This is a genomic window from Streptomyces sp. TAA204, assembly GCF_000424965.1.
The window spans coordinates 86038-111994 of the sequence record NZ_AUKW01000005.1; the positions used below are offsets into that span (position 1 = coordinate 86038).

General features: G+C 72.0%; 25 protein-coding genes. 16 read left to right on the plus strand and 9 right to left on the minus strand.

Annotated elements, in window-relative coordinates; all coding sequences use genetic code 11:
- Nucleotides 1-96: 96 nt before the first annotated feature.
- Genes H343_RS0111185 through H343_RS35885 form a run of 3 tightly spaced genes read left to right on the plus strand, consistent with a single transcriptional unit; the run spans nt 97 to nt 2041 of the window.
- The gene (locus tag H343_RS0111185; protein ID WP_028431210.1) at nt 97-1239 is read left to right on the plus strand and encodes a glycosyltransferase family 4 protein; all 1143 of its coding nucleotides are present in this window, start codon (nt 97-99) and stop codon (nt 1237-1239) included.
- Nucleotides 1236-1508 (plus strand): hypothetical protein, encoded by a 273-nt coding sequence (locus H343_RS35880; RefSeq protein WP_486586867.1) that lies wholly within the window; start codon nt 1236-1238, stop codon nt 1506-1508. The genes H343_RS0111185 and H343_RS35880 overlap by 4 nt, the downstream gene beginning before the upstream one ends.
- A 20-nt stretch (nt 1509-1528) precedes the next feature.
- Nucleotides 1529-2041, plus strand: coding sequence for an aminoglycoside adenylyltransferase domain-containing protein (locus H343_RS35885; protein WP_486586868.1), 513 nt, complete (start codon nt 1529-1531; stop codon nt 2039-2041).
- A 53-nt stretch (nt 2042-2094) separates the two neighbouring features.
- On the opposite strand, the gene H343_RS0111195 is transcribed toward H343_RS35885, so the two are convergent.
- Nucleotides 2095-3912 carry an AMP-dependent synthetase/ligase gene (locus H343_RS0111195; protein ID WP_028431211.1) on the minus strand — a complete coding sequence of 606 codons (1818 nt, stop codon included), beginning with the start codon at nt 3910-3912 and terminating at the stop codon, nt 2095-2097.
- A 279-nt stretch (nt 3913-4191) separates the two neighbouring features.
- Here H343_RS0111195 and H343_RS0111200 point away from each other — a divergent pair, with 279 nt between their 5' ends.
- From H343_RS0111200 to H343_RS0111225, 6 genes are all read left to right on the plus strand, one after another.
- Complete coding sequence (locus tag H343_RS0111200) at nt 4192-4953, plus strand: metallophosphoesterase (RefSeq protein ID WP_028431212.1); 762 nt, start codon at nt 4192-4194, stop codon at nt 4951-4953.
- 152 nt (nt 4954-5105) lie between these two features.
- Nucleotides 5106-5579, plus strand: a complete 474-nt coding sequence (locus tag H343_RS0111205; protein ID WP_028431213.1) for an SRPBCC family protein — start codon at nt 5106-5108, stop codon at nt 5577-5579.
- A 7-nt stretch (nt 5580-5586) separates the two neighbouring features.
- A complete protein-coding gene (locus tag H343_RS30140) occupies nt 5587-7095 on the plus strand; it encodes an ArsA family ATPase (RefSeq protein ID WP_486586869.1) in 1509 nt (502 codons plus the stop codon).
- Nucleotides 7096-7180: 85 nt separating this feature from the next.
- Complete coding sequence (locus H343_RS30145; RefSeq protein WP_158679550.1) at nt 7181-7801, plus strand: DUF5304 family protein; 621 nt, start codon at nt 7181-7183, stop codon at nt 7799-7801.
- A 99-nt stretch (nt 7802-7900) separates the two neighbouring features.
- Nucleotides 7901-8842: an ROK family glucokinase gene (locus tag H343_RS0111220; RefSeq protein ID WP_028431214.1), complete on the plus strand. Its 942-nt coding sequence runs from the start codon at nt 7901-7903 to the stop codon at nt 8840-8842.
- 102 nt (nt 8843-8944) lie between these two features.
- A complete protein-coding gene (locus H343_RS0111225) occupies nt 8945-9709 on the plus strand; it encodes an endonuclease/exonuclease/phosphatase family protein (RefSeq protein WP_028431215.1) in 765 nt (254 codons plus the stop codon).
- A 48-nt stretch (nt 9710-9757) separates the two neighbouring features.
- Here H343_RS0111225 and H343_RS0111230 read toward each other — a convergent pair whose 3' ends face one another.
- Nucleotides 9758-10399 (minus strand): hypothetical protein, encoded by a 642-nt coding sequence (locus tag H343_RS0111230; protein WP_028431216.1) that lies wholly within the window; start codon nt 10397-10399, stop codon nt 9758-9760.
- On the minus strand, nt 10389-11159 hold the full coding sequence (locus H343_RS0111235) for an alpha/beta fold hydrolase (RefSeq protein WP_037903498.1): 771 nt from the start codon (nt 11157-11159) through the stop codon (nt 10389-10391). The genes H343_RS0111230 and H343_RS0111235 overlap by 11 nt, the downstream gene beginning before the upstream one ends.
- A 196-nt stretch (nt 11160-11355) precedes the next feature.
- On the opposite strand from H343_RS0111235, the gene H343_RS30150 reads away from it, so the two are divergent.
- The 4 genes from H343_RS30150 to H343_RS0111255 all read left to right on the plus strand — a co-directional run bounded on the left by H343_RS30150 (nt 11356) and on the right by H343_RS0111255 (nt 15661).
- Nucleotides 11356-12186 carry a lysophospholipid acyltransferase family protein gene (locus tag H343_RS30150; RefSeq protein WP_037903434.1) on the plus strand — a complete coding sequence of 277 codons (831 nt, stop codon included), beginning with the start codon at nt 11356-11358 and terminating at the stop codon, nt 12184-12186.
- A gap of 68 nt (nt 12187-12254) precedes the next feature.
- A complete protein-coding gene (gene macS, locus H343_RS0111245) occupies nt 12255-13568 on the plus strand; it encodes a MacS family sensor histidine kinase (protein WP_037903436.1) in 1314 nt (437 codons plus the stop codon).
- A 30-nt stretch (nt 13569-13598) separates the two neighbouring features.
- The gene (locus H343_RS0111250; protein ID WP_051265008.1) at nt 13599-14309 is read left to right on the plus strand and encodes a response regulator transcription factor; all 711 of its coding nucleotides are present in this window, start codon (nt 13599-13601) and stop codon (nt 14307-14309) included.
- Nucleotides 14310-14632: 323 nt separating this feature from the next.
- Nucleotides 14633-15661, plus strand: a complete 1029-nt coding sequence (locus H343_RS0111255; protein ID WP_028431220.1) for a 6-phosphofructokinase — start codon at nt 14633-14635, stop codon at nt 15659-15661.
- A 117-nt stretch (nt 15662-15778) separates the two neighbouring features.
- On the opposite strand, the gene H343_RS0111260 is transcribed toward H343_RS0111255, so the two are convergent.
- Nucleotides 15779-17770 (minus strand): anthranilate synthase family protein, encoded by a 1992-nt coding sequence (locus H343_RS0111260; protein WP_078505432.1) that lies wholly within the window; start codon nt 17768-17770, stop codon nt 15779-15781.
- A gap of 282 nt (nt 17771-18052) precedes the next feature.
- Between H343_RS0111260 and H343_RS0111265 the strand changes: the two genes are divergently transcribed.
- A complete protein-coding gene (locus tag H343_RS0111265) occupies nt 18053-19402 on the plus strand; it encodes a class II 3-deoxy-7-phosphoheptulonate synthase (protein WP_037903438.1) in 1350 nt (449 codons plus the stop codon).
- 224 nt (nt 19403-19626) lie between these two features.
- Nucleotides 19627-19905 carry a (2Fe-2S)-binding protein gene (locus H343_RS30155; protein WP_037903440.1) on the plus strand — a complete coding sequence of 93 codons (279 nt, stop codon included), beginning with the start codon at nt 19627-19629 and terminating at the stop codon, nt 19903-19905.
- 108 nt (nt 19906-20013) lie between these two features.
- Here H343_RS30155 and bfr read toward each other — a convergent pair whose 3' ends face one another.
- The gene (bfr, locus tag H343_RS0111275) at nt 20014-20502 is read right to left on the minus strand and encodes a bacterioferritin (protein WP_028431223.1); all 489 of its coding nucleotides are present in this window, start codon (nt 20500-20502) and stop codon (nt 20014-20016) included.
- 189 nt (nt 20503-20691) lie between these two features.
- On the opposite strand from bfr, the gene H343_RS0111280 reads away from it, so the two are divergent.
- Entirely contained in the window at nt 20692-21315 is a 624-nt protein-coding gene (locus H343_RS0111280; protein WP_028431224.1) for a sulfite oxidase-like oxidoreductase, read from the plus strand.
- A 50-nt stretch (nt 21316-21365) separates the two neighbouring features.
- Here H343_RS0111280 and H343_RS0111285 read toward each other — a convergent pair whose 3' ends face one another.
- The 4 genes from H343_RS0111285 to pknB all read right to left on the minus strand — a co-directional run bounded on the left by H343_RS0111285 (nt 21366) and on the right by pknB (nt 25942).
- Nucleotides 21366-21827 carry a DUF4396 domain-containing protein gene (locus tag H343_RS0111285; RefSeq protein ID WP_051265010.1) on the minus strand — a complete coding sequence of 154 codons (462 nt, stop codon included), beginning with the start codon at nt 21825-21827 and terminating at the stop codon, nt 21366-21368.
- Nucleotides 21824-22699, minus strand: coding sequence for a deoxyribonuclease IV (locus tag H343_RS0111290; protein ID WP_028431226.1), 876 nt, complete (start codon nt 22697-22699; stop codon nt 21824-21826). Before H343_RS0111290 ends, H343_RS0111285 begins: the two co-directional genes overlap by 4 nt.
- A 4-nt stretch (nt 22700-22703) precedes the next feature.
- Nucleotides 22704-23459 (minus strand): transglycosylase SLT domain-containing protein, encoded by a 756-nt coding sequence (locus H343_RS0111295; protein WP_028431227.1) that lies wholly within the window; start codon nt 23457-23459, stop codon nt 22704-22706.
- A gap of 431 nt (nt 23460-23890) precedes the next feature.
- Nucleotides 23891-25942 (minus strand): Stk1 family PASTA domain-containing Ser/Thr kinase, encoded by a 2052-nt coding sequence (gene pknB / locus H343_RS0111300; protein WP_028431228.1) that lies wholly within the window; start codon nt 25940-25942, stop codon nt 23891-23893.
- Between the last annotated feature and the right edge of the window lie 15 nt (nt 25943-25957).

Consider the following 25957-nt stretch of genomic DNA (forward strand, 5'->3'; position numbering starts at 1 on the left):
CGCTGACCGCGTCATCATGCACGGCGGGCCCTCGCGTCGCCGTACCGGGCCGGTGGCCGGGCGGTGTGCGTCACCCGGACGGTACTGTCGGCGGCGATGCGAAAGACCTTGATCGTCACCAATGACTTCCCGCCCCGGCCGGGTGGTATCCAGGCGTTCCTGCACAGCATGGCACTGCGTCTGGACCCCTCCCGGGTCGTCGTCTACGCGTCCACGTCCAGGCGCGGCCGGGAGGGAGCAGAGGAGACGGCCCGCTTCGACGCGGAACAGCCCTTCGAGGTCGTGCGTGACCCCGCGACCATGCTGCTGCCGACGCCGGGGGTCACCCGGCGTGCCGCCGCTCTGCTGCGTGAACACGGGTGCACCTCCGTGTGGTTCGGCGCCGCAGCCCCGCTCGGGCTGATGGCTCCCGCGCTGCGAGCGGCGGGGGCGCGGAGGCTCGTCGCCACCACGCACGGGCACGAGGCCGCCTGGGCGCAGCTGCCCGCGTCCCGGCAGCTGCTGCGCCGCATCGGTGAGGGGACGGACACGCTGACGTATCTCGGCGAGTACACCCGGTCGCGGATCGCCCGTGCCCTGACGCCCGAGGCGGCCGCCCGTATGGTTCAACTGCCGCCCGGCGTGGACGAGAAGGCATTCCACCCCGACTCGGGCGGGGACGCCCTGCGGGCGAGGCTCGGCCTGACGGACCGGCCCGTCGTCGTCTGCGTCTCCCGCCTCGTGCCGCGCAAGGGGCAGGACACCCTGATCCGGGCGATGCCGCGCGTCCTGGCCGAGGTGCCGGACGCCGTGCTGCTCGTCGTGGGCGGCGGCCCCTACCGCGGCCGGCTGGAGAAACTTGCCGGGGCGACGGGTGTGGGCGAGGCCGTCCGCTTCACCGGCGCCGTCCCCTGGGAGGAACTGCCCGCACACTTCGGCGCCGGAGACGTCTTCGCGATGCCGTGCCGCACCCGCCGGGGCGGCCTGGACGTCGAAGGGCTCGGCATCGTCTATCTGGAGGCATCGGCCACCGGACTCCCCGTCGTCGCGGGCGACTCGGGCGGTGCCCCGGACGCCGTGCTTCAGGGAGAGACGGGATGGGTCGTACGGGGCGGCGTACCCCAGGAGGCCGCCGGCCGTCTCGTCACCCTGCTCAAGGACCCCGCGCTGCGTGTCCGCATGGGCGAGCGGGGGCGGGAGTGGGTGGGCGAGCGCTGGAGATGGGACTCGCTGGCCGGGCGGTTGGAAGAGCTGCTGTGAGCGGCATCGCGCGGACGGAGGTCGCGCCCTTGGTGCGGGCGGTGTTCGGGACCGACTTGGTGGGGGCCTATCTGCACGGTTCTGCGGTGCTCGGCGGCGGGCTGCGTCCCCACAGCGACATCGACGTCTTCGCCGTACTGCGGCGGCGTACGACGGCCCGCGAACGGCGGGCGCTCGTGGACGGGCTGCTGAGGGTCTCCGGCCCGGGCGGTCCGGGCTCCGCCGGCGGCCGTGGCGGCGCCCCGGCCCGGCCCGGCCCGTCGAGCTGACTGCCGCGGTCCACTCCGACGTGCGGCCCTGGCGCTATCCGCCGTGGTGCGAGTTCCAGTACGGCGAGTGGCTGCGCGAGGAGTACGAGCGCGGCACGACGCCGTCGCCCGGGCCGATGCCCGATCTCGCGCCGCTGATCACGATGGTTCTGCGGGGGAGGACCACGCTGCTCGGACCGCCGCCGGAGGAGGTGTTCGACCCCGTACCGAGGGAGGACCTGTTCCGGGGAGCGGCGGCCGGTGTGCCGGACCTGCTGGCCGAAGCGGAGACGGACACCCGCAACGTCGTCCTGACGCTCGCCCGCATCTGGACGACCCTCGCAACAGGGGGCGTCACCTCCAAGGACGCAGCGGCCGACTGGGCGCTGGCGCGGCTGCCGGGAGAGCACCGGCCGGTGCTCTCCCGTGCGCGTGCCGTCTACCTCGGGCAGGAGGAAGAGCGCTGGGAGGACCTGCTGCCCCGGGTGCGTCCGTACGCGGACCATGTGGCGGGCCTCGTAGGGGAGCTGGCCGCGGAGGCCCGACTGCCCTGACCGGGCGGTGAGCCGGGCCTTCGGTACGGGCCCGGGCGGCCGGACCGGGGTGTTCAGACGTACAGCGCTTCGATCTCGTCCGCGAAGTCCTTCGCCACCACGCCGCGCTTCAGCTTCAAAGACGGTGTGATGTGCCCCGACTCCTCGGTGAACTGGGTGCGCAGCACCCGGAACTTGCGTACCGACTCGGCCCGGGAGACCAGAGCGTTGCCCCCGTCCACCGCACGCTGCAGTTCGGCCAGCAGATCCTGGTCCTTCAGCAGCGCCTCGTGCGTCAGCTCCGACTTGCCGTGCTCCAGCGCCCAGCGCGGCAGGAACTCCTCGTCCACGGTGAGCAGCGCGCCGACGAAGGGACGCCCGTCGCCGACCACCATGCACTCGGAGACCAGGGCGTGCCCCCGGATGTGGTCCTCGATGACGGAGGGGGCGATGTTCTTGCCGCCGGCCGTCACCAGGATCTCCTTCTTCCGCCCGGTGATGGCGAGATAGCCGTCGGCGTCCAGCGTGCCGAGGTCGCCGGTGTGGAACCAGCCGTCGGCGAGGGCTTCCCGTGTGGCCTCCTCGTTGTTCCAGTAGCCGGTGAAGAGGTGCTCGCCGTGCAGCAGCACTTCGTTGTCGTCGGCGATACGGACCACGGAGCCGGGGAGGGGCTGGCCGACCGTGCCGATCTTCTGCCGGTCGTAGGGGTTGAAGGCCGTGGCCGCGCAGGACTCGGTGAGGCCGTAGCCCTCCAGCACCGTGAAGCCGATGCCGCGGTAGAAGTGCCCGAGCCGTTCGCCGAGCGGGGCGCCGCCGGAGATCGCGTGAGTGGCGCGTCCTCCCAGCACCGCCCGCAGTTTGCCGTAGACCAGTACGTCGAACGCCTTGTGACGGAGCCTCAGCCTCAGCCCGGGGCCCGAGGGGTCGTCCAGGGCGCGGCTGTAGGCGACGGCGGTCTCGGCGGCCCTGTCGAAGATCTTGTCCTTGCCGCCCGCCTGGGCCTGCGCACGCGCGGAGTTGAAGACCTTCTCGAAGACGCGCGGCACACCCAGCACCATGGTGGGGCGGAAGGCGGCCAGTTCGTCGGTCAGCTTCGCCACGTCGGAGACGTGGCCGAGCTTGATCGGCGCCATCACGGCCGCCACCTGCACCAGCCGTCCGAAGACGTGGGCGATGGGCAGGAAGAGCAGCACGGAGGACTCGCCGGTACGGAAGAGCGGGCGCAGCCGCTCGACGACGTTGCCGCACTCGGCGAAGAAGCTGCGGTGCGTGAGCACGCAGCCCTTGGGGCGGCCGGTCGTGCCGGAGGTGTAGACGATGGTGGCGGGGGAGTCGGCTTTCGCGGCGGAGCTGCGTGCCTCGACGGTGTCGTCGCCCACGTCCGCGCCGCCCGCCGCCAGGAGGGCCACCGCGCCGGTGCCCTCGCCGTCCGCGTCTGCCTGCGGCTCGATCTGCCAGACGTGGGCGAGGGCGGGCAGCCGGTCGCGCACGGACTCCACCGCCTTGGTGTGCGCGTCCGTCTCCACCAGGCAGGCGACCGCGCCCGAGTCGCCGAGGATCCACGCGATCTGTTCCGGCGAACTCGTCTCGTACACGGGCACGGTGACGGCGCCGGCGCTCCAGACGGCGAAGTCCAGCAGCGTCCACTCGTAGCGCGTACGGGACATCAGGGCCACGCGGTCGCCGGGCCGGACACCGGCCGCGATCAGGCCCTTGGCCGCGGACTCCACCTCGGAGAGGAAGCCGGCTGCGCTGACGTCCAGCCACTGCCCGTCCCGCTTGCGTGCGATGACGGCGACATCGGGATGCAGAGCCGCGTTTCGGCGGATGAGATCCGTCAGATTGCCGTCGGCTGGGACCTCGTAGAGGGCCGGAAGGCTGAACTCGCGCAAGACTGCTGCTCCTCGTCGGCGCCGGACCGGTGGCCGTCGAGGGCGGCCTCCGTTGGCTCAGTCCGGAACCTGTGGGGGATTCCGGAGAATGACGGCCCGGACGTTACCCATCAGTAGGGTATCGGGGTAGGGGTGAGCCAGAGATGTCTCATGCGTCACACGTGTCGGTCGGTCGGCGAAAGAATAATCCACGCACCCGGTGACGGGGAAGTAACCGCAGGTGGGGAGGGGCCCGGAGCGGGGGTGCCGCGCGGACGCGCCCCGATCTAGGGTGTGCGGATGCGAGTCCACGTGGTCAGCGACGTACACGGCAACAGTCAGGACCTCGCCACGGCCGGCGACGGGGCCGACGCGCTCGTGTGCCTGGGGGATCTCATCCTCTTCCTCGACTACGCCGACCACTCCCGCGGCATCTTCCCCGAACTGTTCGGCGTCGAAAACGCCCACCGCATCGTGCAGTTGCGCACCGAGCGGCGCTTCGCGGAGGCGCGCGAGTTCTCCGCCGGACTCTGGGCGGGCATAGACCGCGCCGCCGCCGTCGAGGCGGCCGTCCGCCGGCAGTACGCCGAACTCTTCGCCGCCTTCCCGACGCCCACGTACGCCACCTACGGCAATGTCGACATGCCGCCGCTGTGGCCGGAGTACGCGGGTGAGGGCGTCACGGTGCTGGACGGGGAGACCGCCGACATCGGCGGGCTGCGCTTCGGGTTCGTCGGCGGAGGGCTGAGGACCCCGATGCGTACGCCCTACGAGATCGACGAGGAGACCTACGCCGCCAAGATCGAGGCGCTCGGCGAGGTCGACGTACTGTGCTCCCACATCCCGCCCGACGTGCCGGAGTTGTGCTACGACACGGTGGCGCGCCGCTTCGAGCGCGGCAGCGAGGCACTGCTGAGGGCCGTGCGCGCGGTACGCCCGCGCTTCCATCTCTTCGGGCACGTGCACCAGCCCCTGGTGCGGCGGATGCGCATCGGGCCGACGGAGTGCGTGAACGTGGGCCATTTCAACGCGACGGGCACGCCGTGGGTGATGGAGTGGTGAGGGCCGGGGCTGCCCGCCCGCCTGCCGGTTCCCGTCTCCCGTCCGCGGGCGGCAGCGGGGGACGGACGGCCCCTGCGCCCGCCGCCGGGCACGCACGGTAGCCTTCCAGCGGCAATCGGGGGCCGGCTCGCAGCAATGGAGGATCAACGGCGATGGCGGAACACACCAGTTCGAACATCACCATCGATGCGGCGCCCGCCGCCGTGATGGAAGTGATCTCCGACTTCGCCCGCTACCCCGAGTGGACGGACGAGGTGAAGGAGGCCGAGGTCCTCTCCCGGGACGCGGCGGGACGCGCCGAGCAGGTGCGGCTGCTGCTGGACGCGGGCGCCATCAAGGACGAGCACACCCTCGCCTACGAGTGGATCGGCGACCACGAGGTGCGATGGTCCCTGGTGAAGTCGCAGATGCTGCGCGCCCTCGACGGCGTCTACCGGCTGGCACCGGCCGACGGTGAACGTACCGAGGTGACCTACCAGTTGACCGTCGACGTCAAGATCCCGATGCTGGGGATGATCAAGCGCAAGGCGGAGAAGGTCATCATCGACCGTGCGCTGTCGGGGCTGAAGAAGCGGGTCGAGTCGGGTGGTGGCGCCTCAGCGGACGAGAGCGCCGGCAAAGGCTGAGACGGGAGTGTCCCAGCCGGACGACCACCGCGGCGACGATGCCGCACCCGCCGTGAACACCCCCGCGGACGCCGGGGGTTCCGCCCCGCCGCCCGGTTCCGCGGAGCCCGCGGCCCACGCCGGGCACTCCGGTTTTGCCGCGGCCGGTGGCGGCGACGACGGGAGCGCCCCGCGCCCCGCGCCCCGCACTGTGCTGATCACCGGTCCGGGCGGCGCGGGACGTACGACCGTGGCCGCGGCGACAGCACTCGCCCGCGCCCGTGACGGCGGGCGCACGCTGCTGCTGAGCGGTGAGACGCCCGCGGTGCTGGAGGCGGTGCTCGGCACGACGGTCGCCGCCGCACCGGCCGGTCCGCACGGTCCGCACGGTTCGCCGGGCCCCGCCGGGACGCAGGTCCCCGCAGCCGGCGGACGGCTCTCGGCCGTCCGCGTCGACCCGGGAGAGGTCTTCCGCGCCGGGGTGACCGCGCTGCAGGACCGGGCCGGTACGCTCCTGGAACTGCTCGGAGCGCAGGCGCTGGACCACGACGAGCTGACCGAACTTCCCGGCTCCGGGACCTTCGCGCTGCTGCGCACGCTGCGCGCCGCGCACACCTCGGGGGAGTGGGACACCCTCGTCGTCGATCTGCCGCCCCTGACCGCGGCGCTGCACATGCTGGCGCTGCCCCGGCAGTTGCGGCGCTACCTGCGCAGGCTGGTACCGCCCGAGCGGCAGGCAGCGCGAGCCCTGCGGCCCGCGCTCGCACAGCTCGTGGGCGTACCGGTGCCCGCCGCCGCGCTGTATGAGACGGCCGACCGCTGGGCGGAGGAACTCGCGGACGTACAGGGCGTGCTGGAGTCGCCCGCCACGGCCGTACGGGTCGTGACGGAGCCCGGCCCGCTCTCCGCCGAGGCGCTGCGTTCCGCCCGTGCCGGACTCGGCCTGTACGCGATGCCGCTGGAGTCAGTCGTCGCCAACAGGGTGCTTCCCGAAGGAAGCACGGACCCCTGGCTGGCCTCGATGTCCGGCAGGCAGCAGCAGGCGCTGGAGGAGCTGCGAGCGGAGTGCGGGACGCATGGCGTGCCGCTGTGCGAGCTGCCGCACCTGGGCCACGACCCGCGCGGTGCCGGGGACCTCTCCCGCCTCGCCGGTGCGGCCGGAGCTGCTGCCCCGCCCGGCACCGGCGGCACGGGCAGTACCGGCGGCACCGGCAGTACCGGCGGCACGGGGCGCGGCGACCCTGTCCGCGGGCCCGGCCGCATCGAGGACCGCCTCGCTCAGGACGGCCTGCTGGTGTGGCGGATGCCGCTTCCGGCCGTGCGCAAGGACGAGCTGACGCTGGTGCGGCGCGGGGACGAACTGATCCTCGGCGTCGGCCCGTACCGGCGTGTGATCGCCCTGCCCTCCGCACTGCGCAGATGCCGCGTCGTGGGCGCCGCACTCGACGGCGGGGAGCTGCGGGTGCGCTGTGAGCCCGATCCCGCTCTGTGGCCGGAGGGCACGCCGGGCCGGCCGCCGGAGGGCCGGCGGGGCTGAGGGCTCAGAGCCCTACCGCCGTCCGTCCGTTCGGGTAACGTCGGAGAGGAGCCTTCGTCCTCCCCCTGCCACAGGAGCAGCCGCCATGAGCGATGCCGCAGAGCCCTCCGCGCACGACGCCGACGCCTGGGCGACGGCCTGCGAGGAAGACCTGTCCGCCGAGAAGGCCCGCCGCCGGGCGGACCAGGGGCAGCAGTACGCGGACCCGGCCGAGGAGCTGCGGCGGCTCGCGGACGCCGTGTCCGAGAAGGTGGCAGAGCTGGGCAGGCCCTTCGGCCCCACCGTCGCCTCCGCGGCCGCGCAGGGCGTGGCACAGCAGCTGATCGCGCAGGCGAAGGCCGCCGTCGGGCCGGTCGTCGAGCGCAATCCGCATGTTTTCGACCATCTCGCCGCGGCCGGCGGGGAGCTGCTGGCGGCCTACCGTGCGGCCGTGCAGGAGGCCGAGGGACGCTGGACGGCCGGTGCGCCCGGCGGCACCGGGACCACGGCACCCGGCGCGCCGTCGGCTCCGCCGTCCGCTCCCGGCACGTCCGGCGGACGCCCGCAGGACGGCGCCCCGCGCGGTCCGGAGCGCATCGACCTGGACAAGGACCCCGCGGACCGCGACGGCCCGGGGGGCTCCCCGGGACCTGGGACCTCCGGCGACCCGGACGATCCCTACGGTTCCGGCAGGCGCCCGGGAGGGTCCGGCCCGGACGGTGGGTGAGACGCCTCGCGGGCGGAGTGACTTCGCGGGCGACCGGGCGGCACACCCCCTCCGGTACGGTGTTCCGCAGCGGGGCAAGACCGGATAACCGAGGGACACATGGGACTCACTATCGGCGTCGACATCGGCGGCACCAAGATCGCGGCCGGCGTTGTCGATGAGCACGGAGCCATTCTGGAAACCAGTACCGTGCCCACCCCGCCCACGGCGGACGGCGTGATCGACGCCATCGCCGACGCGGTACGGGATGCCAGCGCCGAGCACGAAGTGGAGGCCGTCGGCATCGGCGCACCGGGCTATGTCGACGACAAGAGGGCCACGGTCCTCTTCACCCCCAACCTGAGCTGGCGGCACGAGGCGCTCAAGGACAAGGTGGAGCAGCGCATCGGCCTCCCGGTCGTCATCGAGAACGACGCGAACGCGGCGGCCTGGGGCGAGTACAAGTTCGGCGTCGGCACCGGCCACGAGGACGTCGTGTGCATCACCATCGGCACCGGACTCGGCGGCGGGGTGATCATCGGCGGCCGGCTGCACCGTGGACGCTTCGGTGTCGCGGCGGAGTTCGGCCACATCCGGATGGTGCCCGACGGCCTGCTGTGCGGCTGCGGCAACCAGGGCTGCTGGGAGCAGTACGCGTCCGGCAGCGCGCTCGTACGGTACGCGCAGCAGCGCGCCACGGCCACGCCCGAGAACGCGGCGATCCTGTTCGAACTGGGCGACGGCACCCCTGAGGGCGTCGAGGGCAAGCACATCAGCGAGGCCGCCCGGCGGGGCTGCCCGGTCGCCGTGGACTCCTTCCGGGAGCTGGCCCGTTGGGCGGGTGCCGGTCTGGCCGACCTCGCCTCGCTCTTCGATCCGGCGGCCTTCATCGTCGGCGGCGGAGTCTCGGACGAGGGCGATCTCGTGCTGGACCCCATCCGTAAGTCGTACCGCCGCTGGCTGGTCGGCAGCCGCTGGCGGCCGCACGCCGAAGTGCTGGCGGCCCAACTGGGCGGCAAGGCGGGCATGGTGGGCGTCGCGGACCTTGCCCGTCAGGGCTGAGAACGCGCACCCGCCGGGCCGGGCCGGACACACCAGCCGGCCCGGCCCGGCGCACCGCGGGGCCGCCCGAGGAACCGAGGACAGAGGATGTGAGCCACACCGATGACGCTCGCGGACCTGCCCGCCGGGCGGACGGACCCGGACGGCTCCGCCGTCGTCCGTCTGCTCAGCTACAACATCCGCTCCATGCGCGACGACCGGAGGGCACTCGCCCGGGTCGTCCGGGCGTGCGCCCCCGATGTCGTGTGTGTCCAGGAGGCCCCGCGGTTCTTCCGCTGGCGCAAGCACGCGTCATGGCTGGCCCGTGAGTGCGGACTGGTCTACGTGACGGGCGGCGCCCCGGCCACCGGTCCGATGATCCTGGCCACGCTGCGGGTCACCGTCGAGCACGCCGAGGACGTACTGCTGCCGCACACACCCGGTCTGCACAGACGGGGCTTCGCCACGGCGGTGCTGCGCTTCGGCCCGTCCGCGCGGCTCGGCGTGCTCAGCTGCCATCTGAGCCTGCAGACCGACGAACGGCAGGCGCAGGGGCGGATGCTTCTCGAGCGTCTCGCCGCACTGGGCACCACGCACCGGGTGGCGGCCGGCGACCTCAACGAACGTCCGCGGGGCCGCACCTTCCGCCGTCTCGCCGCGGAACTCCAGGACGGCTGGGCGGTCCGCCCTTGGGGCGGCGAACACACCTCCACGCCGCACGACCCGCACCAGCGCATCGACGCGGTGCTCGCCTCCGGCGGCATCGACGTGCTCGGCTGCGGCGTACCCGCCGGGCTGGACGGGGTCTCCGGCGCCGACCTGCGGGCCGCCACGGACCATCTGCCCGTACTGGCGGCGCTGCGTGTGCCCTCAGAGGCCACCGACTGAGCGGCGCGCCACGGCACCGGCGAGCGAGTGCGCGTGCGAGCCGGTCCTTCAGACCACCGCGCCGCGCCCGGGGTCGTCCCAGTCGTCCTCGTCGCGGCCGTCACGCATCCGGGCCACCAGCGTCGCGAACCCGCCCAGGAACCCGCCGACACCGAGGGTGATGATCCACCAGACCAGTTCCTGCTGGAGCAGGATGGTGAAGATCAGCAGCAGCGGACCGCCGAGGACCGCGAGCCAGGCGAACTTCGTGGTGGTGTCCGACTCGGGCAGCGGCGGCGGCTCGGGCGGCACGAAGTGGCCCTCGTCGTCGTCGCTTTCGCCGCCGTCCTTGTCCTCCGGGGAGGGCACCGACCAGTCGCGCGGCCCGGAGCCGGCCGAGTACACCGTGAAGCTGCGTACGGACGTACCGCCTTCTTCGCCTCCGCCTTCTCCTTCACCCTCGGAGCCGGAGCCCGGTCCGGAGGGCGAGCCCGAGGAGGGGCGGGCGGCGGTACGGGCGTCGTCCTCGTCCGGCTCGGCCGCGGGCGCCATGCCGTCGGCCGTCGGCCGGTCGCCGTAGGCGGCGACGATCTGGGCCCAGGCGGCTTCCTCGTCCAGCGGCAGCGCCGCCTCCTGGTCCCGGTCCTGGTCCCGGTGGGGGTCCGGGTCCTCGCCTGAGTTGTGGTCTTCCGCGCCAGGGTTACGCTCCATCGCGTGCTGTCTTCCTCACTGCGAGCCGGGTGATGAATCCGTGTGAGTCCGCGAAGACGCGCTCCGCGTCGTGGTCCAGCGTGGCCACGTGATAACTGTCCTCGAGGACGGTCTCCGTCACGTCGGTCGAGGAGACCTCGCTGAGGACCAGGGCCGAGTCGGAGGGCGGCACCACGTGGTCCGTCCTGCTGTGCATGACCAGCAGCGGCTGTGTGACCTGCGGCAGTTCACCGCGCACCCGGCGGAAGAGGTCACGCGCGGAGTGGGCGGCCTGGGTCGGGACCCGTTCGTAACCCACCTCCCGCGCACCGGGTTTGGCGATGTCGCTGGTGATGCCCTTCGCCGAGCGGAGCACGAAGCGCCCCAGCGGCAGGGCGTAACCCTGGAGCCGGGGAAAGGTCACCGCGGGGTTGACCAGGGCGACCCCGCTCACCGCGGAGCCGTGCCGGGCCGCCAGGCGCAGCGCCAGGGCGCCGCCCATGGACAGGCCGCACACGAAGACCTGTTCGCACTCGGCGCTCAGCAGCCGGAACTCGCGGTCCACCGTCGCGTACCAGTCCTGCCAGCCCGTGACCGCCAGGTCCTCCCAGCGGGTGCCGTGACCGGGAAGCAGCGGCAGGGAGACCGTCAGCCCCTGCGCGGCCAGGTGCTCGGCCCACGGGCGTACGGACTGCGGGGAGCCGGTGAAGCCGTGGCACACCAGGACCCCGGTCTCCGATCCGTCATGGCGCAAGGGCTCGGCTCCGGGAAGGAAGGACACGTCGGCCTCCAGCCGGTCGGGTCTCAAGTCGGTCGGCGTCCTGGGGCGGCGCTGTCCGTGCCGCTCCCCGTCGGGGCAGGTGCTCCAGCCTACGCGTGGCGGAGGGAGAGCGGGTAGTTCCGCTGTGCCTGACGGAGCAGCGCTGCTTCCCCGATGGCGAGATAGGGTCGCCGTGTCGGAATCAGGAGGTCCTCGGTTGTTCTACGGAGCGATGAAGCTGTCGGTCGGCAACGGGCTCAAGCTTGCCTTCCGTCCCTGGGCGGAGGGGCTGGAGCACGTGCCCGAGGGCGGGCCGGCGATTCTCGCCAGCAATCATCTGTCCTTCTCGGACTCCTTCTTCCTCCCCGCCGTGCTGGACCGGAAGGTCACCTTCATCGCCAAGGCCGAGTACTTCACCTCTCCGGGGGTGAAGGGGAAGCTGACCGCTGCCTTCTTCAAGGGCGTCGGGCAGCTGCCGGTCGACCGCTCCGGCGCCCGGGGCGCGGGTGAGGCCGCGATCCGCAGCGGGCTCGAAGTCCTCGCCCGCGGCGAGCTGTTCGGCATCTACCCGGAGGGCACACGCTCCCCCGACGGCCGTCTCTACCGCGGCAAGCCGGGTGGCCTGGCCCGGGTCGCGCTGCGCTCGGGAGCCCCCGTCCTTCCCGTCGCGATGATCGACACCGAGAAGATCCAGCCGCCGGGCCAGACGGTGCCCAAACTGATGCGCCCGGGCATCCGCATCGGCAGGCCGCTGGACTTCAGCCGCTACCAGGGCATGGAGCACGACCGCTTCGTGCAGCGTGCCCTGACCGACCAGGTCATGTACGAGATCATGAAGCTGTCCGGGCAGGAGTACGTCGACATGTACGCCACCGCCGCCAAGCGGCAACTCGCCGACGAGGCCAAGCGCCAGGCGGAGGCGGAGAAGGCGGCGAAGAAGGAGGCCGAGCAGGAGGCCGCCAGGAACGCCGGCACCACGGACGGGGAACCGGGGCGTCCGCCGCAGCCGGCCGGACGCAGGCGGGGGCGGCGCGACAGAGCGGCGTAGCCGCACACCGGGCGGCACGGGGCGAGGCCGGGCACAGCCGGGCACAATCAGGGGGCGGGGCAGCGAAGATGGTCACGAGGGTCTCTGTCGAGCGGCCGATGTGGCGGGCACTGATCGGGTACCGGCTGCTGGGGCTCGGCTACGCGGTCACGGTCTACGTCTGGGCCTTCGAGCACTTCGCCCATCCGCTGCCCGGCGCCGTCTACCTGGCCGTGCTCACCGTCTGGACCGCGCTCACCCTGCCCAAGGTCTCCTCGGCCCGGCGGTGCACGAACACCTTCCTCGCCCTCGACCTCACCTTCGCCGTCGTGGGCATCCTGCTGTCGGTGTACGTCGACGCACGCGGCGTCGTCGGCCCGACCATCCCCACCATCTGGGTCGCCGGCCCCGTGCTGGCCTTCGCGCTCAAGGGCGGGTGGCGCTGGGGAGCGTCCGCAGCGGTCGTGGTGGGGATCGCCAACATCGTCGAGCAGGGTGCCGTCACCCGGCCCACCCTGCACAACGTGCTGCTGGTGTGCGTCGCCAGCATCGGCATCGGCTACGTCATCGAAGTGGCCAGGGCCAGTGAACGCACCCTCGCCCAGGCGCTCCAGATCGAGGCCGCGACCCGGGAACGTGAGCGTCTGGCCCGTGACATCCACGACAGCGTGCTGCAGGTGCTCGCCATGGTCCAGCGGCGGGGCACGGCGATCGGCGGTGAGGCCGCCCAGCTGGGGAAGATGGCGGGGGAGCAGGAGATCGCGCTGCGCACGCTGATATCGACCGGGCTCGTGCCGGTCCAGGAACCACCGCACGGGACGGCCGGGAAGGCCCTGGCCGCCGCCGGCGGTGCCGAAGCGGAGGAGGAGCGCCGCGGGCGGCGCGCCGGCCTCGTGGCGCGGCTTCCGGGGCGGCGTCGTGAGGAGAATCGCGGCGTCGAGGAGCGTGGCGGCGAGCAACCCGGTGTCGAGGAGCGCGGCGGCGCGAGTGCCGAGTGCGATCTGCGCACGCTGCTCTCGCCGTACGCCGGGGCCCGGGTCACCTTCGTCGAGCCCGGTGCGCCCGTGCTTCTGCGGGCCACGGCCGCCCGGGAGCTGGCCGCCGCTGTCAGCGCCGCCCTGGACAATGTGCGGCAGCACGCCACAGGGCCGGCGGGAGGACATGCGCACGCCTGGATCCTGCTGGAGGAGGAACCGGACGCGGTCCTCGTGACCGTGCGGGACGACGGGCCCGGCGTCGAGCCCGGCCGGCTCGACGCCGCGGAGGCCGAGGGACGGATGGGCGTCGCCCTCTCCATCCGCGGGCGCGTGCGCGATCTGGGCGGCGGCGCGGAGCTGGTGTCCGTGCCCGGGCAGGGTACGGAGGTGGAGCTGCGGGTGCCGAGGAAGGCCGGAGAACCGTAAGGGATCACGACGGAGAGGGCGGCGGGGGACATGACGACGGACAAGGCAGCACACTCCGGAGAGCCGGAGGGCCAGGGCCGGCCGGTGAGGGTGATGGTCGTCGACGACCATCCGATGTGGCGGGACGCCGTGGCCCGTGATCTGGGCGAGGCCGGATTCGAGGTGGTGGCGACCGCGGGTGACGGCCCGCAGGCGGTGCGGCGCGCGCGTGCCGCGCTGCCCGACGTGCTCGTGTTGGACCTGAACCTGCCGGGCCTGCCCGGGGTGGAGGTCTGCCGCCAGCTCGTCGGCACCGGCTCCGAGCTGCGTGTACTGGTGCTCTCCGCCAGCGGCGAGCACGGGGACGTGCTGGAGGCGGTCAAGTCGGGGGCGACCGGCTATCTGGTGAAGTCGGCGAGCATGGAGGAGCTGCAGGACGCGGTGCGTCGTACGGCCGTCGGAGACCCCGTCTTCACCCCCGGGCTGGCCGGGCTCGTCCTTGGCGAGTACCGCAGGCTGGCCGCCGATCCGGCACCCGCGGCGGGCTCGCAGGAGCCGGCCGCGCCCCGGCTGACGGAGCGTGAGACCGAGGTGCTGCGGCTGGTGGCGAAGGGCCTGAGCTACCGGCAGATCGCTGAGCGCCTGGTCATCTCGCACCGCACAGTGCAGAACCACGTGCAGAACACCCTGGGCAAGTTGCAGCTCCACAACCGGGTGGAGCTGGTGCGGTACGCGATCCAGCGCGGGCTCGACGAGGAGTGAGCCGGGTGATCCGGTCGAGCCCGGGGAGCCGGTCGAGCGGGGCCGGGACGTCACCCTGGGCGCAGCCTCTGCTGAGCGCTTCCGGGCCCGGCGGGCGCCGCACACCCCGCTCCGGACCGACGGCGCGATCGCGTGTGCGGCATCGCCGCTTCCGCCGCGTACGGCCTGGTGGGCGGGCTGCCGCATGCCCGACGCCACCGTCCCGCCCGGGACTTCTCCGGAAAACGGCTCCGTACCCCATCCCCTGTGATGTGGATCACCGCTAGCGTGGCCGCAGTTGCGTAGCGAGTCGCGCCTCGCGCGACGGTGAGAAGGGAGATCCCATGCGGGTCGGAGTGCTGACCGGTGGCGGCGACTGCCCCGGGCTCAATGCCGTCATGAGGGCCGTCGTCCGTAAGGGCGTACAGCAGTACAACTACGAGTTCCTGGGGTTCCGGGACGGCTGGCGCGGCCCGCTGGAAGGGGACACCGTTCCGCTCGACATCCCCGCGGTGCGCGGCACGCTGCCCCGCGGCGGCACGATCCTGGGCTCCTCCCGCACCAACCCCTTCAAGGAGGAGAACGGCGTACGCCGCATCCAGGAGAACCTGGCCAAGTACGAGGTCGACGCCCTCATCGCGATCGGCGGCGAGGACACCCTCGGTGTCGCCGCGCGGCTCACCGACGAGTACGGCGTCAAGTGCGTCGGCGTGCCCAAGACGATCGACAACGACCTGTCCGCCACGGACTACACCTTCGGCTTCGACACGGCGGTCAACGTCGCCACGGAGGCCATCGACCGGCTGCACACCACCGCCGAGTCGCACATGCGCGTCCTCGTCGTGGAGGTGATGGGACGGCACGCGGGCTGGATCGCCCTGCACTCGGGCCTGGCCGGCGGCGCCAACTGCATCCTCATCCCCGAGCAGCGCTTCGACGTCGACGAGGTGTGCGGCTACGTCACCTCCCGCTTCAAGGCCAGCTACGCGCCGATCGTCGTCATCGCCGAGGGCGCCATGCCCAAGGACGGCGAGATGATCCTCAAGGACAGCTCCCACGACTCCTTCGGGCACGTGCGCCTCTCGGGTGTCGGTGAGTGGCTGGCCAAGGAGATCGAGGCGCGCACCGGCAAGGAGGCCCGTACGACCGTGCTCGGGCACATCCAGCGCGGCGGCACCCCCACCCCCTTCGACCGCTGGCTGGCCACCCGCTTCGGGCTGCACGCGATCGACGCGGTGCGCGACGGGGACTGGGGCAAGATGGTCTCCCTGCAGGGTACGAACATCGTCCGGGTTCCCATCTCCGAGGCCACGGCGAAGCTGAAGACGGTCGACCCGGAGCTGTACGCGGAAGCGGGGGTCTTCTTCGGCTGACACGGCCGGAGAGCGCCGCGGCCCGCGCGCCGTCCTCCCCGCCGTCAGGCAGGGCGGGAGGTTCGCGGGCTGCGGCTGCCGCCGCCGGCCGGGCGTCACGTCAGCGGCGCCGGCCCGTCAGCCGACCGTCACCGCCGCCAGCAGCTCCGTCACGATCCGCGGGCCGTTGAGTGTCAGCACCGACTCCGGATGGAACTGCACGCCGGCGAACCCCGGCCCGCGCAGCGCGTGCACGTCGCCGCTCCGGGCGTCGCGGCTGACCTCGATCCCGGCGGTCCTCTCCATCCCGTCGGTCCCGAAGGTCCTCTCCATCCCCGCGGTCCCGTGCGGTGCCGGTCCGGCCGGCCCGCCCTCCCGGCGGCCGCTTCGCACGGCGTAGGAGTTGTAGAAGCCGACGGTCTCGGGCCGTCCGAACAGATCGATGTGCTCCTGCGCGCCCTGGTACGGCCGCTCCTTGCGGACGATCTCCAGCCCCAGCTCCAAGGCGAGCAGTTCGTGCCCCAGGCACACCCCCAGCAGCCCGTGCCGGTGCTCGCGCAGCAGACCGGCCGCCAGGCCGCGCAGCACACGCATCTTCGGATCGGCCGCCTCGCGGGGATCACCCGGGCCGGGCCCCAGCACGACCGGGCCCCGGTGCGCCGGCGCCGCCTCGCTCAGCCCCGGCTCGTCGAACCGGCGCACGTGCACCTGTGTTCCCGTGGCGCGCAGCAGGTGGGCGAGCATCGAGGTGAAGGTGTCCTCTCCGTCCACCACGAGCACGCTGCCGCGCAGCGGCCCGCGTTCCCCGGCGGTCTGCATGCGCAGCCAGAACGGGGCGAGGGCGTCGCGCCGCGCCTCCAGCGCTGCCCGTACCCGGTCGTCCCCGGCCGGCCGGGGACGTGTCTGACCGCCGCGCGGTGGTGCTTCGAGCACGCCGAGCGCGGTCAGCACCCCGGCCGCCTTCGCGTGGGTCTCGGCGACCTCGCCCGCCGGGTCGGAGGCGCGTACCAGAGTGGCGCCCACGGGGACGCGCAGCCGTCCGCTCGCCACGTCGATGTCGGCGGTCCTGATGAGGATCGGGGAGTCCAGCCTCTGCGCCCCTGCGGCGTCCCGCCCGGTCAGGGCGAGCGCGCCGGCGTAGTAGCCCCGGCCGCCGCTCTCGTGCCGTTCGATGACGCGGCAGGCGTTCTCGACGGGGGAGCCGGTCACCGTCGCGGCGAACATCGTCTCCCGCAGGACCTCGCGCACGTCGAGCGTGCTGCGGCCGCGCAGCTCGTACTCGGTGTGGGCCAGGTGCGCCATCTCCCTCAGCCGCGGCCCGACCACGACCCCGCCCATGTCGCCGACCTTGCACATCATCTTCAGCTCCTCGTCGACGACCATGGACAGTTCCTCGCTCTCCTTGCGGTCGGCGAGGAACTCCAGCAGGCCCTCGACGCCCGGTCCTCCGGGCGGATAGCGGTAGGTGCCGCTGATGGGGTTCATCACGACGGTGCCGCCGGCCATCCGTACGTGCGCCTCCGGGCTCGCCCCGATCAGCGCCCTCTCGCCGGTGTGGACGGCGAAGGTCCAGTACGCGCCGGACTCCCCGAGCAGCAGCCGCCGGAACAGGGCGAGGGCGTCGCGGCGCGAGAATCCGGGAATCCGCCCTTCGAAGGTGCGCCGCACCACGAAATTGGCGCCCTCGCCGGTGCCGATCTCGTCCTCGACGACACGGCGCACGGTCTCCGCGTACGCCTCGTCGCCGACGTCGAAGGCCCCGTCCTCCACCCGTACGCGGTGGCGGGGCAGGGCTGCGAGGACCTCCTGGAGCGGCAGCTCGTGCACCTCCCGCGGGACGAGCACGGACAGCGGTGTCCCGTCGTCGCGTACGCGGAAACCCCGCTCGCGGATCTGCCGGAAGGGCACCAGGGTGAGCGCCCCCAGCTCGCGGTCCGGGATCTGTGCGAGCTGCGCGGCCTCGCGGACGGGGCCGGTCAGGACCTCGACGGTCTCCTCGTCGCGGCCGGGGGTGCGTCTGCGCAGCAGCGCGAAGGGCGGGGCGCCGTCACGCGTCAGCCGCCGTACGAGCGCGGAAGCGGACGGCTGGGGCGGGGCGGTGCCCCGAGGATGAGGCTGAGGCTGGTGCATCGGGCCGGTTCCTTCCTGGGTGCCGCGAGGTCACACGGGGGAGGAACGGCCGCGAACGTGCCGAAGGCCGCCCCTCGGGCGGCCTTCGCGTCTGTCGCTGAGTCGTGGTGCGCGCAGTCAGGGGGCCGCCGGGTGAGCGGTCCACCACTGGTTGCCGTGGCTGGTCTGCGCGAACATGGCCGTCAGCCTACACACGGCCGGCCGTGCGGTCGTCCGCGTTGTGGCCGTCTCAGCACTCGGTCACCGCGAAATCCGCCGGGAGGACCCCGTAACCTGGAGCGCGTGAATGTGAACGCCAACCCCGACGCCGGTGCACGCACCTGGCGAGACCTCCCCGCTGCGCAGCAGCCCGAATGGCCGGACCGAGAGGCTCTGCACGAGACCGTCGCCGAGCTCGAGTCCTATCCGCCTCTCGTCTTCGCCGGCGAGTGCGACCAGCTGCGTGACCGGCTGGGTGCGGTCGCACGGGGCGAGGCGTTCCTTCTCCAGGGCGGTGACTGCGCCGAGGCCTTCGACCAGGTCAGCGCCGAGCACATCCGGAACAAGCTCAAGACGCTGCTGCAGATGGGTGCCGTGCTGACGTACGCCGGGTCCGTCCCGGTCGTCAAGGTCGGCCGTATCGCGGGTCAGTACAGCAAGCCCCGCTCCAAGCCGACGGAGACCAGGGACGGTGTGACCCTTCCCACCTACCGCGGCGACTCGGTCAACGGCTTCGAGTTCACCGAGGCCGCCCGCAGGCCGGACCCGGAGCGGCTGAAGCGGATGTACCACGCGTCCGCCTCCACGCTGAACCTGGTGCGTGCCTTCACCACCGGCGGCTACGCCGACCTGCGGCAGGTGCACGCCTGGAACCAGGACTTCGTCAAGCGCTCCCCGTCCGGGCAGCGCTACGAGGCGCTGGCGCGCGAGATCGACCAGGCGCTGAAGTTCATGCACGCCTGTGGCACGGACCCCGAGGAGCTCAAGACCGTCGAGTTCTTCGCCTCGCACGAGGCGCTGCTGCTGGACTACGAGTCGGCCATGACCCGTACGGATTCGCGCAGCGGCGAGCTGTACGACGTCTCGGGGCACATGGTCTGGATCGGTGAGCGCACGCGGCAACTGGACGGGGCGCACATCGAGTTCGCCGCGCGCGTGCGCAACCCGGTCGGGGTCAAGCTCGGTCCGGGCACGACGCCCGAGGAGGCGCTCACGCTGATCGACCGGCTGGACCCGGAGCGGGAGCCGGGGCGGCTGACGTTCATCACGCGGATGGGCGCCGACACCGTGCGGGAGAAGCTGCCCACCCTGGTGGAGAAGGTCACCGCCTCGGGTGCTCAGGTGGCCTGGGTCTGCGACCCGATGCACGGCAACACCTTCGAGGCGGACAGCGGGCACAAGACCCGCCGCTTCGACGACGTCCTGGACGAGGTCAAGGGCTTCTTCGAGGTGCACAAGGGATCGGGCACCCATCCGGGCGGTATCCACGTCGAGTTGACAGGTGACGACGTCACGGAGTGCGTGGGCGGCGGCGACGAGATCTTCGTCGGCGACCTGCACCAGCGCTACGAGACGGCCTGCGACCCCCGGCTGAACCGCAGCCAGTCCCTCGATCTGGCCTTCCTGGTCGCGGAGATGTACCGGGACCAGTGAGGCGCCGCGGCGCGTGAACTCCCCGGTCCCGGGCACGGGCCGGACGCCCACCGTCCGGGCACGAGGACGGTACGGCCGAGGACCGAGTGGGGCCCGCATCACCGTGATGCGGGCCCCACTGCTGCGCGGTGGACACCGGCCGCCAAGTAAGGTTAGGTTAACCTCATCAGCTTCAAGTGTCTGTTGAGCTGCCGAGAGCCGACCCCGGGACCAAGGAGAGCCGCGTGTACATCTGCTCCTGCTTCGGAATCACGGAGCGGCAGGTCCGCGAACACGCGGAGGCCGGAGCCTGTACCCCGCGGCAGATCGCCTCGGCCAGCAAGGCCGGTACCGACTGCGGCTCATGCGTCCGCCGCATCCAGGGCCTCCTCGGACGGGGCGCCTGCACCCGGCAGCCGCTCGACGCGGCAGCCGGGCGCGGCGCGCCGGTGGCCGTACCGGCTCTGGCCGGGGAGCTGCGCTCCGGGCGTGAGGAGACCGCCGGAGTAGCCGAAGCGGCCTGACCGTGCTCCGGCAGGAGCCGTCCGCGCCCTGCCGGAACGGTTCTCCCGGGCCTCGCCGGCTCCCGCAGCTCCCACCGCCGGCGCCGCCTCCGTGCCCGACGTCGGGCGTCAGCCCTCGGGCGGGGTCTCCTGCTCGATGATCTGCGCGATGTAGAGCGGCTCGCCCAGCTTCTCGATCAGTTCGAGCTGGGTGTCCAGGTAGTCGATGTGGTGCTCCTCGTCCGCGAGGATGTCCTCGAAGATGTTGGCCGAGGTGATGTCGCCCTTGGTGCGCATGACCTCCACCCCGCGCCGGAGCCGGTCGATGGCCTCGACCTCGATCTGCCGGTCCGCCGTGAACATCTCCACCAGCGTCTGGCCGACGGTGACATGGAAGAGCCGCTGGTAGTTGGGCAGGCCCTCCAGGAAGAGGATGCGGTCGGTGAGCCGTTCGGCGTGCTTCATCTCGTCGAAGGACTCGGCCCGGGTGTAGCGCGCGAGCTTCGTCCATCCGTTGTGCTCCTGCATCTTGGCGTGCAGGAAGTACTGGTTGATGGCAGTCAGCTCGGCGGTCAGCTGCTCGTTGAGAAATTCGATGACCTCGGGATCGCCCTGCATGGCCGCGGGCTCCTTCCAGGAACGTACAAAGTGCCAGGTGTGCGCGCTCGCGCATCCTCGCACCGCGTCGCGAAGCGGTCCAGTAAGCGCAGGCTTACCGAAATCGCCCGTACCGGGGGCGACGGCGCAGCGCACAGCCCCGGCGGGGTGCCGGTAAGCGGGTGCACACGGGTCTGTCACCATGGGGGGATGGGTCGGCCGGAGAGTCACGAGGAGGAGCAGCAACCGCTTCCGCCGGGGCAGAGACTCCAGCGTGGATGGCCGGTCACCCACTACGGGCCGGTCCCCAAGTTCAAGCCCGACCGGTGGGATTTCCAGGTCTTCGGTGCGACCTCCGACGGCGACAAGCACTCCTGGAGCCACGAGGAGTTCTCGGCGCTGCCGTACGAGACGGTCGTCGGAGACCTGCACTGTGTGACGAAATTCAGCATGCTCGGCGCCGAATGGGGCGGTGTGCCCTCCCGTACGGTGCTGGAGCTGGCGCCGCCCTCCCGCGACGTGACGCACGTGATGGTGTGGGCGGAGTACGGCTTCAGCTCCAACCTGCGGCTGACGGACTTCGCCGCCGACAACTCCCTCTTCGCCACCCACCGGGCGGGTGAACTCCTCACCGCCGAGCACGGCTTCCCCCTCCGGCTGGTCGTGCCGCACCTCTACGCGTGGAAGGGCCCCAAATGGGTCCGCGGCGTGGAGTACATGACCGCCGACCGCCGCGGCTTCTGGGAGGAGCGCGGCTACCACAATCTCGGCGACCCCTGGAAGGAGCAGCGCTACTCCTACCAGGAGGAGCCCGGCGACGGCCCCGAGCTGTAGCCCGGCGGCCTGCGCAGACCGCCGGCCGCCCCCGCGGCGCCGCGTCCGCCTCAGTGGTAGGCGTGCAGCACCGCGTGGCCCTTCCCCCGGCCGATCATCCACCGGTTCACCGGCGTCGTGACGACGAAGGCCACGAAGAAGGCGAACGCGAGCGAACCCCAGAAGAGCAGGTCCGAGAGATGGGCCTGGAGAGCGCCGGGCACCAGGATCACGATCGCGTTGTCGGTGATCTCCATCACCACGATGGAGACGGTGTCGGCGGCGAGCGCGACCTTCACGGCCGCGCCCACCCCCAGGCCCGCACGCAGCACCGCGTACATCGTGAGGCTGTAGCCGAAGAAGAACGCCAGGGCGATGGCCGTCGCCATGGTCGGGACGTCGTGCCACCCGAGCGCGGTGCCGATGGCGAGTCCGGTCACCTCTCCGAAGGCGCAGCCGGTCAGACAGTGCAGCGTCGCACGGGAGGCCGTCGACCAGGGGACCGGTGCCTGAGCCTGCTGCTGCACGGTCAGCGTCCGCCTTCCCTCAGTTGCCTCAGCCGCGCCACGTCAGCCGCATGGCCTTCCTTGCGGCCTGGTGTCTCGATCACCAGGGGGACGCCCTCCGTGGCCGGATGGGTCATCAGGCCGGCGAACGGGTCCGCGCCGATGTGGCCGGAGCCGATGTTCGCATGCCGGTCCTTGTGGGCGCCGACGACATCCTTGGAATCGTTGGCGTGGATGAGTTTCAGCCGTCCGGGGCCCGTCACACACTCCAGTTCGTCCAGTGTGCGCTTCACTCCGCCCGGCGCGGCGAGGTCGTGTCCCGCCGCGAAGACGTGACAGGTGTCGAGGCAGACACCCAGCCGGGGATGGCGGCCGAGGATGTCGAAGTACGCCTCCAGGTCGCGTACTTGGGAGCACAGGGAGAAGCCCTGCCCGGCGGTGGGCTCCAGCAGCAGCCACGGGTCGTCCTCGTGGGTGAGTTCGTCCAGCAGCGGCAGCAGCAGTCTTCCCGTCTGTGCGAGAGCGGTCTCCCGCTCCCGGCCCCCGGTGGCCGAACCGGTGTGCACCACGACGCCGCGCGCGCCGATCTCGCGGCCGCGGCGGAGTGAATGGCGCAGCGAGGAAACGGAGTTGTCGGCCGTGGCCGCGGTATGGGAACCGAAATTGATGAGATAGGGGGCGTGCACATACGCGGGAAGTGAGCGCTCCGCACATGCCGCCCGGAATTCTTCGTCCTGCCGCGGAGAACCGGAAGTCGTCGCCCAGCCACGTGGATTGGCGACGAATACCTGCACGGCCTCCGCTCCGATGTCGTCCGCATAGGAAATGCCAGTGGCGGCCAGTCCCCCTGCTACGGGGACGTGGCCGCCAATGGGATTGCGGTCTCGCTTGGTCGTCACACCATCAGTATGCCGAGTTGACGTTGTCCATCGAACCGTAGCGGTCCGCCGCGTAGTTGCAGGCGGCCACGATGTTCGCGACCGGGTCTGTCATGTCCGTCGATGTGCCCTCGACGTGGTACGCGTCGAAGGTCGGCTTGATGGTCTGGAGCAGGCCCTTGGAGGGAGTGCCCTTCTGGGCGTTGATGTCCCAGTTGTTGACGGCGTTCGGGTCGCCGCCGGACTCACGGATGATGTTGCGCTTGATCCCGTCGTAGGAGCCCGGGATGTTGTGCTTCTTCATGATGCTCATGGCCTCGCGGATCCAGCCGTCGAGGTTGTCCGGGTAGGTCTCGACCTCGGCGCGTTCGGCGTCACGCGCGGCCTTGGCCTTGGCCTCGGCCTTGCGCTCCTTCTCGGCCTTCTTCGCGGCGGCGATCTTCTTCTCGGACTGGTCGGCGACGGCGGCGGCACGGTCGTCCGCGAGCGCCTTCTGCTTGGCCAGGCCGGCCTTCTGGGCGGCGACCGCCTCGTCGGTGCGGTGGATGTCCGGGTCCAGGGTCCCCTGCTTGGCGGCGGTCTGCTCGGCCTTGGGGGACTTGCCGGTGGAGCCGGCGGCGGAGGCGCTGACCTTCTTGGCGGGGGAGTGGCTGCGGTCGCCCGCGTCGGCCGAGCCGGGGATGACGGTCAGCGCGAGTGCGGCCGCGCCCACGGCCGATATGCCTGCGGCCGAGTAACGCGTGAACCTGGGGTTTCGGACGTAGCCGGGAATGCTGGGCATTGCGAGCGAACCTTTCAATTGCGTGCGTCGCAGAGGCCGGAAAGGCTGGGTACGCCGAGTTCGGAATCCCGGCGTGTGCGACCGATGGCAATTGATAGAGGTTCGGAAAAGAAAACGTCAATAATGTGACGTACTATCCCCGGTCGTGTGAGCGGTGCCCGAAGTGTGATCGGCCGGTGCTGATTTCCCTTGATTCACGGGCCGGGTGGAGGTGCGCGGAAGCACTAGAGGCGTTCGTACGTGACATGGGCCCTATGTCCGGTGTCACACCGCAACGGCGTTTGTTCACCACGTGTGAGGGCATGTGCGCGCCTTGTCAGGGCGCCGGACGCTTCCCCGTCCGCTCTCCGCCCGGCGCATCCCCGGGGCGTGTTCCGCCGTCCGCCGGGGCGCCCGCCGCCCGCTCGCCGCGGCCCTCCCGCCTGTGCCGCTCAGCGCAGCCAGAGCGTGACACGGGAGCCGCGGGGGGCCTCCTCGCCGCTGTCCGGCGACTGGTTGAAGACCGTGTCGCCGAGGAAGAGCCGGCGCACGGTGACCTCGAAGCCCGCGTCCTTGAGCTTCTTGCTGGCCTCCTTCCTGTCGAGCTCCTCCACGTCCGGCACCTCCACCAGATCCTCGCCCTTGGAGATGGTGAGCGTGACGGTGTCGCCCTCGGCGGCCGTGGTGCCCTCCCCGGGGGACTGGCGGGCCACCTTGCCCTCGTCCTCCTCCGAGAAGACCCGCTCGCCCTCCACGCGGACCTTCAGCCCTTCCTCGGTCAGCTCCTGCTGTGCGGTGCCCTCGTCCTCCCCGACCACGTCGGGAATGTCGATCGGCGCGCCCTTGGAGACGGCGAGGGCGACCGGGGAGCCGGGGCGCCGCTCGACGCCCTTGCCCGGGTCGGTGCCGATCACGGAGCCCCGCTCCGTATCGTCGCTGAACTCCCGCTCAACCGTCCCGGGCTCCAGCCCCGCCTCCTTCAGCTCCCGCTGTGCCTCGGCGAGCGGCGTGCCGGCCAGGTCCGGGACCTTCACGACCTCCGGTCCGCGGGAGACGTTGAGGGTGACCGTGCCCGTCCTGCGGATGCGCTCGCCGGGGCGGGGATCGGTGCCGATCACGCGGCCGCGCTCGACGCGTTCGCTGTAGTCGCGGGTGACCTTCACATCGAGCCCCGAGCCGTCCAGGATCTTCCTGGCCTCGGACTCGGACTTGTCCAGCACGGCGGGGGTCCTGGTGAACTGGCCGGAGTTGATGTACCAGACGCCGGTGCCCACCAGCGTCAGCAGCAGGGCGGCCAGCACCGCCAGGAAGACCCGGCCGCCGCCGCGGCGTCCGCCGCCCCGTCCGTCGCCGCGGTGCCCGCCGCGGTGGCCCGGGGGCTGCTCGGGCGGCGGTGCGGCATACCGGGCGGTGCGGTTCAGTTCGTCCTCGTGGCCGTATCCGTACTGCTCCCGGCCCGCGGGGCGGGGGAGCACGCTCGTACGGTCCTCCGCCCCGGCCGTGCCGTCCGCGAACGGGCTGCTCTCCCTGAACGCGGCGGGTGACCGGCCCGCGCCGCCGTCGCCCGCATGGACGCCGGCGAGCCCTCCCGAGGGGTCCTTCGCCTGCGGCGGTACGGCGTCGAGCTGGGCGTCGCTCAGGCCCGAGCGCATGGCCCGGGTCTCGGTGAGCATCGCGCCCGCGTCGCCGGGACGGCCGTCCGGCTCGCGGGCGGTGGCCCGCGCGACCAGCGCGTCCAGGCCGGGTGCGAGGCCGGGCACCGAGGCAGAGGGGGCGGGCATCGCCTCGTGCAGATGCTGGTAGAGCACCTGGGCGGGGGTGCCGCCCGGGTGCGGCTTGCCGCCGGTGAGCATCTCGTAGAGCATCACGCCGCACGCGTAGAGGTCGGTGCGGGTGTCCGCCGTGCCCTCCTCGATCTGCTCGGGCGCGAGGTAGGAGACGGTGCCCAGGATGCTGTCCCCGACGGAGGTCTGGCTGTCCACTGCCCTTACGAGGCCGAAGTCGGCGACCTTGACGCGCCCGTCGTCGCCGATCAGCACGTTCTCCGGCTTCATGTCGCGGTGCACCATGCCGGCGTGGTGGGCGGCGCCCAGGGCGGCCAGCATCGGCTCCAGGATGTCCAGCGCGACGCGGGGCCGCAGGGCACCGCGGTCGCGCAGGATGTCGCGGAGAGTGCAGCCGGAGACGTACTCCATGGCCAGGTAGACGTAGGTGCCGTCGGTGCCCTGGTCGTAGACGCCGACCACGTTGGGGTGCGCGAGGCTGGCGACGGACTTGGCCTCGCGGATGAAGCGGGCGACGAAGGCGCTGTCGCCGGCGAGCGAGGGGTGCATGACCTTCAGGGCGAGCTCGCGGTCCAGGCGGGTGTCCACGGCACGGTAGACCGTGGCCATGCCGCCGACGGCGATGCGCGCCTCGACGCGGTAGCGGCCGTCGAGTACCTGACCGACCGGCGGTGTCTCCCCGGAGGAACCGGAGGAGGGATCCTGAAGGGTCGTATTCATCGCCGTCGAGTCTAC

Excerpts from the sequence above, each read along its gene's own strand:
- H343_RS0111185 (WP_028431210.1), top strand. The coding sequence starts at position 97 with ATGCGAAAGACCTTGATCGTCACCAATGACTTCCCGCCCCGGCCGGGT.
- H343_RS0111200 (WP_028431212.1), top strand. The coding sequence starts at position 4,192 with ATGCGAGTCCACGTGGTCAGCGACGTACACGGCAACAGTCAGGACCTC.
- H343_RS0111205 (WP_028431213.1), top strand. The coding sequence starts at position 5,106 with ATGGCGGAACACACCAGTTCGAACATCACCATCGATGCGGCGCCCGCC.
- H343_RS30145 (WP_158679550.1), top strand. The coding sequence starts at position 7,181 with ATGAGCGATGCCGCAGAGCCCTCCGCGCACGACGCCGACGCCTGGGCG.
- H343_RS0111220 (WP_028431214.1), top strand. The coding sequence starts at position 7,901 with ATGGGACTCACTATCGGCGTCGACATCGGCGGCACCAAGATCGCGGCC.
- H343_RS0111225 (WP_028431215.1), top strand. The coding sequence starts at position 8,945 with ATGACGCTCGCGGACCTGCCCGCCGGGCGGACGGACCCGGACGGCTCC.
- H343_RS0111230 (WP_028431216.1), bottom strand. The coding sequence starts at position 10,399 with ATGGAGCGTAACCCTGGCGCGGAAGACCACAACTCAGGCGAGGACCCG.
- macS (WP_037903436.1), top strand. The coding sequence starts at position 12,255 with ATGGTCACGAGGGTCTCTGTCGAGCGGCCGATGTGGCGGGCACTGATC.
- H343_RS0111250 (WP_051265008.1), top strand. The coding sequence starts at position 13,599 with ATGACGACGGACAAGGCAGCACACTCCGGAGAGCCGGAGGGCCAGGGC.
- H343_RS0111255 (WP_028431220.1), top strand. The coding sequence starts at position 14,633 with ATGCGGGTCGGAGTGCTGACCGGTGGCGGCGACTGCCCCGGGCTCAAT.
- H343_RS0111260 (WP_078505432.1), bottom strand. The coding sequence starts at position 17,770 with ATGCACCAGCCTCAGCCTCATCCTCGGGGCACCGCCCCGCCCCAGCCG.
- bfr (WP_028431223.1), bottom strand. The coding sequence starts at position 20,502 with ATGCAGGGCGATCCCGAGGTCATCGAATTTCTCAACGAGCAGCTGACC.
- H343_RS0111280 (WP_028431224.1), top strand. The coding sequence starts at position 20,692 with ATGGGTCGGCCGGAGAGTCACGAGGAGGAGCAGCAACCGCTTCCGCCG.
- H343_RS0111295 (WP_028431227.1), bottom strand. The coding sequence starts at position 23,459 with ATGCCCAGCATTCCCGGCTACGTCCGAAACCCCAGGTTCACGCGTTAC.
- pknB (WP_028431228.1), bottom strand. The coding sequence starts at position 25,942 with ATGAATACGACCCTTCAGGATCCCTCCTCCGGTTCCTCCGGGGAGACA.